Annotated in this window: 13 protein-coding genes and 1 pseudogene; 8 read left to right on the top strand and 6 right to left on the bottom strand. The window is 75.0% G+C overall.

Annotated features, from left to right (window positions below; all coding sequences use genetic code 11):
* Positions 1 to 505 (top strand): annotated as a pseudogene (locus IDM29_RS03510) (hypothetical protein); the annotation flags it as partial.
* 17 nt (positions 506 to 522) lie between these two features.
* Here the strand turns inward: IDM29_RS03510 and trmB are convergent.
* Complete coding sequence (trmB, locus tag IDM29_RS03505) at positions 523 to 1,233, bottom strand: tRNA (guanosine(46)-N7)-methyltransferase TrmB (RefSeq protein WP_188037203.1); 711 nt, start codon at positions 1,231 to 1,233, stop codon at positions 523 to 525.
* A gap of 131 nt (positions 1,234 to 1,364) precedes the next feature.
* On the opposite strand from trmB, the gene IDM29_RS03500 reads away from it, so the two are divergent.
* Complete coding sequence (locus tag IDM29_RS03500) at positions 1,365 to 1,850, top strand: septum formation family protein (protein WP_182112802.1); 486 nt, start codon at positions 1,365 to 1,367, stop codon at positions 1,848 to 1,850.
* On the opposite strand, the gene IDM29_RS03495 is transcribed toward IDM29_RS03500, so the two are convergent.
* Together IDM29_RS03495 and IDM29_RS03490 are read right to left on the bottom strand one after the other, a co-directional pair.
* Positions 1,819 to 2,853 (bottom strand): alpha/beta hydrolase, encoded by a 1,035-nt coding sequence (locus IDM29_RS03495; RefSeq protein WP_309232671.1) that lies wholly within the window; start codon positions 2,851 to 2,853, stop codon positions 1,819 to 1,821. The genes IDM29_RS03500 and IDM29_RS03495 overlap by 32 nt on opposite strands.
* A gap of 77 nt (positions 2,854 to 2,930) precedes the next feature.
* Positions 2,931 to 3,338, bottom strand: coding sequence for a universal stress protein (locus tag IDM29_RS03490; RefSeq protein ID WP_188037202.1), 408 nt, complete (start codon positions 3,336 to 3,338; stop codon positions 2,931 to 2,933).
* Positions 3,339 to 3,569: 231 nt separating this feature from the next.
* Between IDM29_RS03490 and clpB the strand changes: the two genes are divergently transcribed.
* Together clpB and IDM29_RS03480 are read left to right on the top strand one after the other, a co-directional pair.
* Positions 3,570 to 6,203 (top strand): ATP-dependent chaperone ClpB, encoded by a 2,634-nt coding sequence (gene clpB / locus IDM29_RS03485; RefSeq protein ID WP_188037201.1) that lies wholly within the window; start codon positions 3,570 to 3,572, stop codon positions 6,201 to 6,203.
* Positions 6,204 to 6,259: 56 nt separating this feature from the next.
* Entirely contained in the window at positions 6,260 to 6,661 is a 402-nt protein-coding gene (locus IDM29_RS03480) for a VOC family protein (protein ID WP_188037200.1), read from the top strand.
* Here the strand turns inward: IDM29_RS03480 and IDM29_RS03475 are convergent.
* The 3 genes from IDM29_RS03475 to IDM29_RS03465 form a co-directional block, all read right to left on the bottom strand.
* Positions 6,648 to 7,235: a septum formation family protein gene (locus IDM29_RS03475; protein WP_188037199.1), complete on the bottom strand. Its 588-nt coding sequence runs from the start codon at positions 7,233 to 7,235 to the stop codon at positions 6,648 to 6,650. The two genes, IDM29_RS03480 and IDM29_RS03475, sit on opposite strands and share 14 nt — an antisense overlap.
* Positions 7,232 to 7,900 (bottom strand): DUF4190 domain-containing protein, encoded by a 669-nt coding sequence (locus IDM29_RS17605; RefSeq protein WP_188037198.1) that lies wholly within the window; start codon positions 7,898 to 7,900, stop codon positions 7,232 to 7,234. The genes IDM29_RS03475 and IDM29_RS17605 overlap by 4 nt, the downstream gene beginning before the upstream one ends.
* A 120-nt stretch (positions 7,901 to 8,020) precedes the next feature.
* Positions 8,021 to 8,821, bottom strand: coding sequence for an exodeoxyribonuclease III (locus IDM29_RS03465; RefSeq protein ID WP_182112809.1), 801 nt, complete (start codon positions 8,819 to 8,821; stop codon positions 8,021 to 8,023).
* Between the two features lie 58 nt (positions 8,822 to 8,879).
* Here IDM29_RS03465 and IDM29_RS03460 point away from each other — a divergent pair, with 58 nt between their 5' ends.
* Genes IDM29_RS03460 through IDM29_RS03445 form a run of 4 tightly spaced genes read left to right on the top strand, consistent with a single transcriptional unit; the run spans position 8,880 to position 11,603 of the window.
* The gene (locus IDM29_RS03460) at positions 8,880 to 9,668 is read left to right on the top strand and encodes an SDR family oxidoreductase (protein ID WP_182112810.1); all 789 of its coding nucleotides are present in this window, start codon (positions 8,880 to 8,882) and stop codon (positions 9,666 to 9,668) included.
* A gap of 44 nt (positions 9,669 to 9,712) precedes the next feature.
* A complete protein-coding gene (gene pyrE, locus IDM29_RS03455) occupies positions 9,713 to 10,294 on the top strand; it encodes an orotate phosphoribosyltransferase (protein WP_188037197.1) in 582 nt (193 codons plus the stop codon).
* Positions 10,295 to 10,304: 10 nt separating this feature from the next.
* The gene (locus IDM29_RS03450) at positions 10,305 to 10,991 is read left to right on the top strand and encodes a hypothetical protein (protein ID WP_182112812.1); all 687 of its coding nucleotides are present in this window, start codon (positions 10,305 to 10,307) and stop codon (positions 10,989 to 10,991) included.
* A gap of 12 nt (positions 10,992 to 11,003) precedes the next feature.
* Positions 11,004 to 11,603, top strand: a complete 600-nt coding sequence (locus tag IDM29_RS03445; protein WP_182112813.1) for a LemA family protein — start codon at positions 11,004 to 11,006, stop codon at positions 11,601 to 11,603.
* The last annotated feature ends 23 nt before the right edge of the window (positions 11,604 to 11,626 follow it).

The raw sequence follows: 11,626 nt of genomic DNA, 5'->3' as shown, positions 1-11,626 counted from the left end.
GCGCGCGCGGCGTCGGCGCGTCGTGGGGGCGCTGGCCGCGGCGGCCGTGCTCGCCGCCGTGCTGGTGCTGCCCGGCAGCCCGCTGGCGCTGCCGTGGCGGACGGTCGAGACGCAGGTGGCGAGCGCGACGATCGAGCTGAGCCCGGTCGTGGACACCCCCGTCACCGCGACGGTGCGCCTGGACGACGTCGCCTGGGGGACGAAGATCGACCTGGTCTGCCGGCACGCGGGGGGCGGGGCAGACCCGGCGGCACCCGCGCCGGGCACGGCCGCGCCGGCGGAGCCCGGCGGCTACGGCGACGAGGGCGAGGGCGGACCGACGCGCGTCGGGTACGCGCTCGTGCTGCGGGACGGTGCCGGCAGGTCGGAGGAGGTGGCGACGTGGGCCGGCGTGGCGGACCGCGAGGTCACCGTGCCGGCGTCCACCCTCATGCGCCGCTCCGACATCGTCGCGGTCGAGCTCGTCTCCACCGACGGGACGGTGCTGCTGGCCGGCGCGCCGTAGCCCGCCGCGCGCGGCGCTCAGGCCACGCGGCGCACGACGACGTCGGTGATCTCGTGCCCCAGGTCCAGGCCACGGCGTTCGAAGCTCGTCACGGGCCGGTGCGCGGGGCGCGGGGCAGGGCCGCCGTGCGGGTTCTCGAGCCCGGGATCCGCCGCGAGGACCTCGAGCACCACCTCGGCGTACGGCGCCCAGTCCGTCGCGACGTGCAGCATGCCGCCGACGGCGAGCCGCGACCGCATCAGGGCGACGTGGTCCGGCTGGACGATGCGCCGCTTGTGGTGCCGCTTCTTGGGCCACGGGTCCGGGAAGAACACGTGGATCGCGTCGAGCGAGCCCTCGGGCACCCGGTGGCGCAGCAGCTCGAGGGCGTCGCCGTGCGCGACGCGGACGTTGGTCAGCCCGGCCGCCTCCACCAGGAGCAGCAGGTTGGCGATCCCCGGCAGGTGCGCCTCGACCGCGAGGTAGTCCCGCCCGGGGTCGGCCGCGGCCATGGCCGCCACGGCCTCGCCCATCCCGGAGCCGATCTCCAGCACCAGGGGCGCGTCGCGGCCGAAGAGGGCCCGGCGGTCGAGCGGACCGTCGCCCGTGCCGTGCACCGAGAAGCCCAGCGTCGGCCAGAGGCGCTCGAGCGCCTCCCGTCGCGCGGGTCCCAGGGTGGCGCGCCGCGGGTGGAAGGTGCGCAACGGCCCGTGCGGCTCGGGTGCGCCGAAGGTGAAGTCGTCGGACATGGTGCTGATCCTCCCGGAGGGCTGCGCACGGCCGCCGCCCGGGGCGGATTCACCCGTGCGGCGGGGCGCCGGTGTCGATAGGGTCTGGCGGCCGGGCACCCGGTACACCGATATCTTCACAAGGGGAACCCATGCGTCTCGCACGTTCAGCCGCTGCTGTCGCTCTCGCCGTGACGGCGCTCGCGCTCACGGGATGCGGCCCCGACGAGCCGGTCCGGGACGAGGAGACCGGTGAGATCACCGAGAGCTCCGAGTCCGACGTCTTCGCCCTGCAGGTCGGGGACTGCATGAACAGCGGCGAGCTCGCCGAGGAGGTCGAGTCGGTCCCGACCGTCCCGTGCAGCGAGCCGCACGACTCGGAGATCTTCGCCTCGACCGAGCTCGAGGACGGCGACTACCCGGGCGACGACGCGATCTTCGACCTGGCGGACGAGTTCTGCCTCGCGGAGTTCGAGACGTTCATCGGCGTGCCGTACGACGAGTCCGAGATCTACTACCAGCCGCTCGCGCCCAGCGAGATGGGCTGGAACGAGCTCGACGACCGCGAGGTCCTGTGCATCGCGCTCGACGAGACCGAGGGTGGCATCACGGGCAGCCTGGAGGGCGCGGCTCGCTGAGCCGTCGTGGCGGTGGGTCGGCCGGGAGTCGCTCGGCCACCCACCGCGCCACGTCGGCGAGGTAGCGATCGCGTGCCGGCGCCGACGACAGCGCGAGGTCGTGCACGCCGCCCGGGACCTGGACGATCGTGACGTCGGGGCCCAGCCGCGGCGCGCGCTCGACCATGTGCTCCACCGCGAGCACGCTGTCGGTGCGGTCGAGCGCCTCGTGCAGGCGGTCGGCGGGGCCGGACGCGTCGCTCGTGCAGACCAGCACCGGGACGTCGACGGCCAGGCCGCGCGCGACGGCGCGGTGCCCGCGCCGCACCGAGCGGATGAAGCCCGCCCGGACGCCGAAGCCCTCGTGCGGCTTCCACGCCAGGTCGTAGTCCCAGGGGCCCCCGGTCTCGCGGTGCAGGCCCCGCCCGTAGTGGGGCTGCAGCTGCGAGACGACCGTGTGCGGCGCGACCCTGCCGAGCATGTCGACGGCGCGCGTCGTGACGACGCGGTCGAACCACCCCCGGTTGAGCTCGAGCCACGGGCTGTTGAGGACGAGCGCGTCGACCACCGGCTCCGCGCGACCGCGCCGCTCGTGCGCCCACAGGCACAGCAGCAGCCCGCCGGTCGAGTGCCCGTGCCCGACGACGACGGTGTGCCCCCACTCGCGCAGCAGGCGCACCGAGCGGTCGAGCTCCTCGGCGTGCACGGCCAGGTCCGGCGCGTCGTTGGGCCGCTGGTGCGCCAGCAGCGAGCGGCCGTAGGACCGCAGGTCCAGGGCGTAGAAGTCGTAGCCCATCGCGGCCCACGCCTCGCCCAGGTGCGCCTGGAAGAAGTAGTCGACGTAGCCGTGGACGTACAGCACCGCCCGCTCCAGCCGGGGGACCCCACGGCGCCGGACGAGCGTCGCGACGCCCGGACCCTGCGCGTCGGGACGCAGGTCGAGCGTCAGCGCCTCCCATCCGGGCAGCACGTCGTCGTGCCACTGGTCGTGCCTGGCGGGCGGGGTCCCGGGTCCGTGCGTCACGTCGCTCCTCGTGGGCGCTGGCGGCGTCCGCGACGCCGGCGTGCGCACATCGTGGCAGGCGCCCGGGGGTGGCCGGGTCAGGCCGCCAGGGCGTGCTCCGCCTTGACCGCCAGGACGGGGCAGGGCGCGTCGAGGAGGATCGCCTGCGAGCGGCTGCCGAGCAGCAGCTTGCCGACGGGGCTGCGGTGGCGCAGGCCGATGACCACGAGCTGCGCGCCCGTCTCGGCGGCCAGGGAGACGATCTCCTCGGCCGGGGCGCGCCCGCGCACCAGCTGACGCAGCGAGTAGCGCACGCCGCTCTCCCGGAGGAGGGCCTCGATCCGCTCGAGCTCCCGGTCCGTCGCGAAGGTCGACTCCGACGGGTCGCTGGTCCCTGACACGTTCACCACCAGCAGCTCGGCGCCGCGCGACCGCGCCTCGGCGAGCGCGTGGGTGAGGGCAGCGGTGCCCTCGGGGGTCGGGGTCCAGCCGACGATGATCGACATATGAGGCTCCTCGGATCGGGCGGCCGGATCGCGGCCGACTGCCATTGTCCCGGTGCCGGGCGGGCCAGTGCTGGGACCAGCTACCCAGGACGCCTCGCGCGGCCGGAACCTCTCGCGCCGCAGAGTTGAGCGGAATAGACTCAAGTTGACCCTCGGTTGAACCAGGGGACACCAGACCACGCACGACACGGGACGGGCGCACCGTCCACGCAGCCCGGAGGCGCACCACTGATGGACCAGAAGTTCACGACGAAGTCGCAGGAGGCCCTCGCCGCGGCGATCCAGGCCGCGACGGCGGGCGGGAACCCGCAGCTCGAGCCGGTCCACCTGCTCGACGCGCTGCTCGAGCAGCCGGGCGGTGTCGCCTCGGCGCTGCTCGACGCCGTCGGGGTGGACCGCGCGGCGCTCGCGCAGCGCACGGCGGCCGCCAAGGCCACGCTCCCCGCTGCGTCGGGCGGCTCCGTGGTCCAGCCGACCCTGTCGCGCGCCACGAGCGCGGTCATCACGGCCGCCCAGCAGGAGGCGCAGGCCCTCGGCGACGAGTACGTCTCGGCCGAGCACCTCCTCATGGGCATCGCCGCGGGCTCGTCGCCCGCCGCCCAGGCGCTGCGGGACGCCGGCGCCACGCGCGACGCGCTCGCGGCGGCGCTGCCCACCGTGCGCGGCTCGGCCCGCGTGACCACGCCCGACCCCGAGGGCACCTACCAGGCGCTCGAGAAGTACGGCGTCGACCTCACGGCCGCCGCGGCCGAGGGCAAGCTCGACCCCGTCATCGGCCGTGACGCCGAGATCCGCCGCGTGGTGCAGGTGCTCTCGCGCCGCACCAAGAACAACCCCGTGCTCATCGGCGAGCCGGGCGTGGGCAAGACCGCCGTGGTGGAGGGCCTCGCCCAGCGCATCGTCGCGGGCGACGTGCCCGAGTCCCTGCGCGGCAAGCGGCTCATCGCGCTGGACCTCGCCTCGATGGTCGCCGGGGCCAAGTACCGCGGCGAGTTCGAGGAGCGCCTCAAGGCCGTCCTCGAGGAGATCAAGTCCTCCGACGGCGAGGTCGTCACCTTCATCGACGAGCTGCACACGGTCGTCGGGGCCGGTGCGGCCGAGGGCTCGATGGACGCCGGCAACATGCTCAAGCCGATGCTGGCGCGCGGCGAGCTGCGCATGGTCGGCGCGACGACCCTCGACGAGTTCCGCGAGCGCATCGAGAAGGACCCCGCCCTCGAGCGGCGGTTCCAGCAGGTCTTCGTCGGGGAGCCGAGCGTCGAGGACACCGTCGCGATCCTGCGCGGCCTCAAGGAGCGGTACGAGGCGCACCACAAGGTCGGCATCGCCGACGCGGCGCTCGTCGCGGCGGCGACGCTCTCCGACCGGTACATCCCCGGGCGTCAGCTCCCCGACAAGGCGATCGACCTGGTCGACGAGGCCGCGTCGCGCCTGCGCATGGAGCTCGACTCCTCGCCGGTCGAGATCGACGAGCTCCGCCGCGCCGTGGACCGGATGACGATGGAGGAGTCCTACCTCGCCGAGGCGGCCGACCAGGACGACCCGGCCTCGCGCGACCGCCTCGAGCGGCTGCGCGCCGAGCTGGCGGACCGCCGCGAGGAGCTGGCGGGCCTGACCGCGCGCTGGGAGGCGGAGAAGGCCGGGCAGAACCGCGTGGGCGAGCTGCGCGTGCGCCTGGACGAGCTGAAGGTCGCGGCCGAGAAGTCGCAGCGCGAGGGCGACCTCGCGACGGCGTCGCGCCTGCTCTACGGCGACATCCCCGCCGTCGAGAAGGAGATCGCCGAGGCCGAGCAGGCCGAGCGGCGCCGCCCGGAGGGTGAGGGCCCCGCCGAGGCGCCCATGATCGCCGAGCGCGTCGGCACCGACGAGATCGCCGAGGTCGTCTCCGCCTGGACCGGCATCCCGACCGGACGCCTGCTCGAGGGCGAGACCGCCAAGCTGCTCCACATGGAGGAGGTGCTCGGCGAGCGCCTCATCGGGCAGAAGAAGGCCGTCGCCGCGGTGTCCGACGCGGTGCGTCGCTCGCGCGCCGGCATCGCGGACCCGGACCGGCCCACGGGCTCGTTCCTCTTCCTGGGCCCGACGGGCGTCGGCAAGACCGAGCTCGCCAAGTCGCTCGCCGACTTCCTCTTCGACGACGAGCGCGCCATGGTCCGCATCGACATGTCGGAGTACGGCGAGAAGCACTCGGTCGCGCGCCTGGTGGGTGCCCCGCCCGGGTACGTCGGCTACGAGGAGGGCGGCCAGCTCACCGAGGCCGTGCGGCGCCGGCCCTACACGGTCGTGCTGCTCGACGAGGTCGAGAAGGCCCACCCCGAGGTGTTCGACATCCTGCTCCAGGTGCTCGACGACGGGCGCCTGACCGACGGCCAGGGCCGCACGGTCGACTTCCGCAACGTCATCCTCGTGCTGACGTCGAACCTCGGCTCGCAGTTCCTCGTGGACCCGACGCTGGACGACGCCGCGAAGCGCGAGGCCGTCATGAGCGCCGTGCGCGCGGCCTTCAAGCCCGAGTTCCTCAACCGCCTGGACGACGTCGTGCTGTTCGACGCGCTCTCGCTGGGGGAGCTGAGCAGCATCGTCGACCTGCAGATCAAGCGTCTGGCGGCGCGCCTCGCGGACCGGCGACTCACGCTCGAGGTCACGCCCGCCGCGCGCGAGTGGCTCGCGATCGAGGGCTTCGACCCGGCGTACGGGGCCCGGCCGCTGCGCCGCCTCGTGCAGCGCGAGATCGGCGACCGGCTCGCGCGGATGCTGCTCGCGGGCGAGGTCCACGACGGCGGCACGGTGACGGTCGACCTCGCGCCCGAGGACGGGCTCGCCGTCGGCGCCGAGCGTCCCGGCCTGGTGCTGACCGCGGCCTGAGCGTCAGCGTCCCCAGATGCTGACGTGGCTGGTGCAGGGCGTGCATGCTGGCGACCATGAGCATCGTGTGGTGGGAGGTCGAGACTCCGGCGCCCGAGGCGTTCCAGGCGTTCCACGGCGCGATGTGGGGGTGGACGTTCCGGCCGGCGTTCGCGGACACCGAGCTGGGCGCCGACTACTGGATCGTGCACGACGGCGAGTCCGGCATCGGCGGCCTGCAGCGCGGCCTTCCCGGCGCCGACCCGCGGGCCGGGGTGCGCCTCTACGTGCTCGTCGAGGACCTGGAGGCGGCGATCGAGCGGGCGGTGACGCTCGGCGCCACGGTGGAGCGGGCCCGGACCGAGCTCGGCGGAGACGACCGATGGTTCGGCGTCGTGACCGACCCCAGCGGCGTCTCCTTCGGGCTGTGGACGGCCGAGCCGTCCCGCTCCGCGGCGGACCCCGTCAGCCGGTCGTGACCTCGTCGCCCGCGGCGAACGAGCCGCGCGCCTCGCCGTCGGGAAGCCACGCGAGGCACAGGCCGGCGCGGTCGTCCTGGCCCCAGCTCGCCTCCGAGGGCGTCCACACGACCGCACGGAACCCGGCGTCGGCCTGCCGGGAGTCCATCTCGCAGGCCGCGGCGGCCTCGGCGTCGACGCGCTGCCGGCCGGGCCACGCGTCCGACCGGAACCGGTGGATCCCCACGACCTCGGCGACGTGGGGCTCCGCGCACGGCACGACGTCGACGCGGCCGACGTCGCCGTCCTCGGGCAGGCGGGCGACGCAGTGCCCGACGTCGAGCCGGCGGCTGTGCACCGTCGTGGCCTCGGAGACGTCGCCGAGCGGCGAGGTCTCGGCGCGCATCCGCAGCGCCACGACCGCCGTCGCGACGAGCGCGAGGAGCACGATGGCGGCGACCGACCACAGCACGAGGCGGCGGGCGCGGCGCGGGGGAGGCGGTCGGTCCGGGTCGGCCGTCCAGCCGGGCGCGTAGTACGCCTGCTGCGGGTAGTAGCCGCCCGTACCGTCCGGTGAGCCCGTGCCGGCCGTCACCGGAGGAACCCCTGGGGGTCGGTCGCGACGCCGATGATCAGGATGATGACCACGACCGTGGCCACCGCGCCGACCGTGATGCCGCCGATCGCCAGGCCCCTGCCCCGCGTGCCACGCTGGGAGATCCGGTTCAACGCGGCGATCCCCAGCCCGAGCGCGACCGGCCCGAGGAAGACCCCGATGCAGGTGAGGATGCCGACGACCCCCACGATGAGTGAGGTGATCGCCATGCCGTCGATCGGCGGCGGGGGCGGGACCCAGCCGTAGGCCCCGGTCCCGTACGGCAGCGGGCCGGAGTAGCCGCGGCCGTAGGGCGCCTGCGCCTGCGGGTCGTAGCCAGGCGCGCCGTACGGCGCCTGGCCGTACCCGGGCGCGCCCGGGGGCGGTCGCATCGCCCACGGGGCCGGCGGGTCCTCCCCCGTCGCGCCGTAGCCGTCGGCCGGATAGGTCTCCGCGAGGTACCCGCGCGGGGCCGGCTCCGGTCGTGACTCGCCGGCGGGCGCCGCGAAGCCCGGCGGTTCCGGCGGCGCCTGCGCCGCCTGGGGTTCCTGGGGCGCCGGGGACCCCGCGTAGGTGCCCTGCGTCGCCTGCTGCAGCCACTCGGGCACCGGCGCGCCGGGCTCCGGCGGCGCCGGCGGACCGGACGGCGGGGGTGGAGTCGTCACGGGTCCGAACCTACTGCGCCGGGACGGGTGAGGTCCGCCCGCGTCGCGCGGCGTGGCCGGCCCGGACGGGAGCGGGCCCGAACGTCACCCGTGCGGCGGACGGGCCGGGGCGCGCGGGCGTCACACCAGGTCCACGACCACCGGGACGTGGTCCGAGGGTCCGGTGCCCTTGCGTGCGTCGCGGTCGATCGTCACGCCGCTCACGCGCGCCGCGAGCGCGGGCGACGCCCAGGCGAAGTCGATCCGCAGGCCCTTGTTCCGGGGGAACGCGAGCTGCTTGTAGTCCCAGTACGTGTACGTGTGCTCGTCCGGCACGAAGACGCGGGAGACCTCCGTGTAGCCGGCGTCCGCGAAGGCCGCGAAGGCGTCGCGCTCGGGCTGCGTGACGTGGGTGTGGCCGTCGAACTCGCGCACGTCCCACACGTCGGTGTCGAGCGGGATGACGTTCCAGTCGCCCACGAGCGCGACCTGGGCGCCGGGGTCGCCCGTCGCCGGGTCGAGCCACGAGCGTGCGGCGTCGCGCAGGCGCGCGAGCCACTCGAGCTTGTAGGCGTAGTGCGGGTCGCCGACGGCACGGCCGTGCGGCACGTACAGGCTCCACACGCGCACGCCGCCACAGGTCGCGCCGATCGCGCGGGCCTCGACCACCGGGGTCTCGGCACCGAACGCCGGCTGGCCGGGGAAGCCGACCTCGACGTCCTCGATGCCGACCCGGCTGACGACGGCCACGCCGTTCCACTGGCTCAGGCCCACGTGCGCCACCTCGTAGCCCGCCGCCTCGAACACGGCGTACGGGAACTTCGCGTCGGCGACCTTGGTCTCCTGGAGCGCGAGCACGTCGGTGCCGGTGCGCTCGAGCCACGCGACGGCGCGGTCCGCGCGCGCCCGGACGGAGTTGATGTTCCACGTCGCCAGTCGCATGGCCGCACGCTACCGGCGCCTCCGTCGCGCGCCGAGCGTCGGCCCCTAGGCTGGTCGCATGGCTACGGCACTGATCACCGGGGCGAGCGCTGGGCTGGGGCTCGAGTTCGCCTGGCAGCTCGCGACCGCCCGGCACGACGTCGTCCTCGTGGCGCGCGACCAGGAGCGGCTCGACCGCCTCGCGAACCAGCTGCGCGCCGCGGCGGGCATCCGGGCCGAGGTGCTGCCCGCCGACCTCGCCGACCGCGCCGACGTCGAACGCGTCGCCGAGCGGCTGCGGGCGACCGAGCGGCCGGTCGGCCTGCTCGTCAACAACGCCGGCTTCGGGCTCAACCAGCCCTTCGTCGGCGGCGACCTCGAGACGCACGAGCGCGCGCTCGACGTCATGGTGCGCGCGGTCCTCGTGCTGTCGCACGCCGCCGTCGGGCAGATGGTCGAGCGCGGGCGCGGCGCGGTCCTCAACGTCTCCTCGGTCGCGGCGCTGACCGCCATGGGCACCTACTCGGCGCACAAGGCGTGGGTCCGCACGTTCACCGAGGGGCTCGCGGTGGAGCTGCGGGGCACGGGCGTCACCGCGACCGCGCTGTGCCCGGGCCTGACGCACACCGAGTTCCACGAGCGCGCCGGGCTGGAGCGCGAGGCCTACCCCCAGATCGCGTGGCTCAACGCCGACGCCGTCGTGACGGCCGCCCTGGCCGACGTGCGCCGCGGCGCGGTGATCTCCACCCCGAGCCTGCGCTACGGCATCGCGACGGAGGTGGCGCGGCTGCTGCCGCGCGCCGCGATCCGCAGGCTGTCCGGCGACCGCCGGCTGCGCGAGGCGGTCCAGGACGACGACGAGGCCTGAGGAGCGGACGGCGGCGCCGGGCACGCGCCGCTAGCCTGACGCGCGTGACCGACGACCTCGTCCTGCGCCCCACCCCCCGCGAGCAGCTCCGCGACCTCGTGCGCGAGCTCGCCGTCGTGCACGGGCGGGTGACGCTCTCCTCCGGCCGGGAGGCCGACTACTACGTCGACCTGCGCCGCGCCACGCTGCACCACCGCGCCGCGCCGCTCATCGGCCACGTCATGCTCGACCTGCTCGAGGAGGCCGGCCTCGGGGCCGGGGAGGTCGACGCCGTCGGCGGCCTCACGCTCGGCGCCGACCCGGTCGCGACAGCGATCCTGCACGCCGCCGCCTCACGCGGGCAGGACGTCGACGCGTTCGTCGTGCGCAAGGAGGCCAAGGCGCACGGCATGCAGCGGCGAATCGAGGGGCCGGACATCGCGGGGCGGCGCGTCGTCGTCCTGGAGGACACCTCGACCACGGGTGCCTCGCCGATCGCCGCCGTCGAGGCGGCGCGCGAGGCGGGCGCCGACGTCGCGGGCGTCGCCGTCATCGTCGACCGCGCCACGGGGGCCCGGGAGAAGATCGAGGCGCTCGGCGTGCCGTACCACCACGTCTTCGACCTCGCTGACCTCGGCCTGGCCTGAGGCGCGGGCCGTGGAGGTCGGCGCAGGCCCGTTCATCCTCGCGGCCATCCTGCTGGCGGTGGTCGTCATCGGCGCGGAGTGGTGGCGCACCTCGCACCGCCGCCGCGTGGCCCGGGCGTGGGCCGCGTCGCACGGCTGGCGGTTCGTCGACCTGGACCGTTCGCTCGCCCGGCGCTGGAACGGGCCGCCCTTCGGCGTGGGGTACGGCCGCAACGCGACGGAGGCGATGACGACGACGGTGGCCGGCCGGCCCGTCACGTCCTTCACCTACGAGTACACGACGGGCGGCGGCAAGACGCGGCACGTCGCGCAGCACCACGTCGTCGCCCTCGCCCTGCCGGTGGCGCTGCCCGACCTCCAGCTGACGCCCGACGGCGTCGGCGCGGCGGTCGCCAGAGGCCTCGGTGGCCAGGACATCGACGTCGAGTCCGAGGCCTTCAACCAGCGGTGGCGGGTGCAGGCCGCGGACCCCAAGGCCGCGCACGACCTCGTGCACCCGCGGCTGATGGAGAGGCTCCTCGCGCCGGACGCGCGGGGCATGTCGATCCGGGTCGAGGGCGACCACCTGCTCTCCTGGGCCCCGGGCGCCCAGGACGTGACGCACATCGACCGCTACGTTGCCGTGCTGAGCGCGGTGGCTGACCACGTCCCCCGGTTCGTGTGGCTCGACCACGGCTACGATCCGCCCATCACCTAGGAGAGGGTCCCCGTGAAGATCACGCTCGTCCTCGTCGCCGCGGCCGTGCTGCTGGTCGTGGTCCTGCTGCTGTGGTTCGTCCTCACGTACAACGGCTTCGTCCGGCTGCGGAACCTCGTCCAGGAGGCGTGGCGCCAGATCGACGTCGAGCTGCACCGGCGGCACGACCTCATCCCGAACCTCGTGCAGACGGTGCAGGGCTACGCGGCCCACGAGCGCGCGGTGTTCGACGAGGTGACGGCCGCGCGCGCCGCCGCGTCGGGCCCGGCCGCCGGCCCCGCGCAGCAGGCCGCGCAGGAGAACCAGCTCACCGCGGCCCTGGGACGCCTGTTCGCGGTCGCCGAGGCTTACCCGCAGCTGCGCGCGAGCGAGAACTTCGCCCAGCTGCAGGCCGAGCTGACGACGACCGAGGACCGCATCGCCGCCGGGCGCCGGTTCTACAACGCGAACGTGCGCGAGCTGAACACCAAGGTGGAGCAGTTCCCGTCCAACGTCGTGGCGAACGTCTTCTCGTTCACCCGGGCCGAGTACTTCGAGACGCAGGACCCGGCGGTGCGCGCGGTGCCGCGCGTCGACTTCGGCGGGTCCGCCGGCGCCGTCCCGCAGGACTGACCCGCCGCCGACCGTCCCTGCCG

This window comes from Actinotalea sp. JY-7885, from assembly GCF_014525465.1.
Taxonomy (GTDB): Bacteria; Actinomycetota; Actinomycetes; order Actinomycetales; family Cellulomonadaceae; genus Actinotalea.
This window is presented reverse-complemented; position numbering and strand designations above follow the sequence as displayed.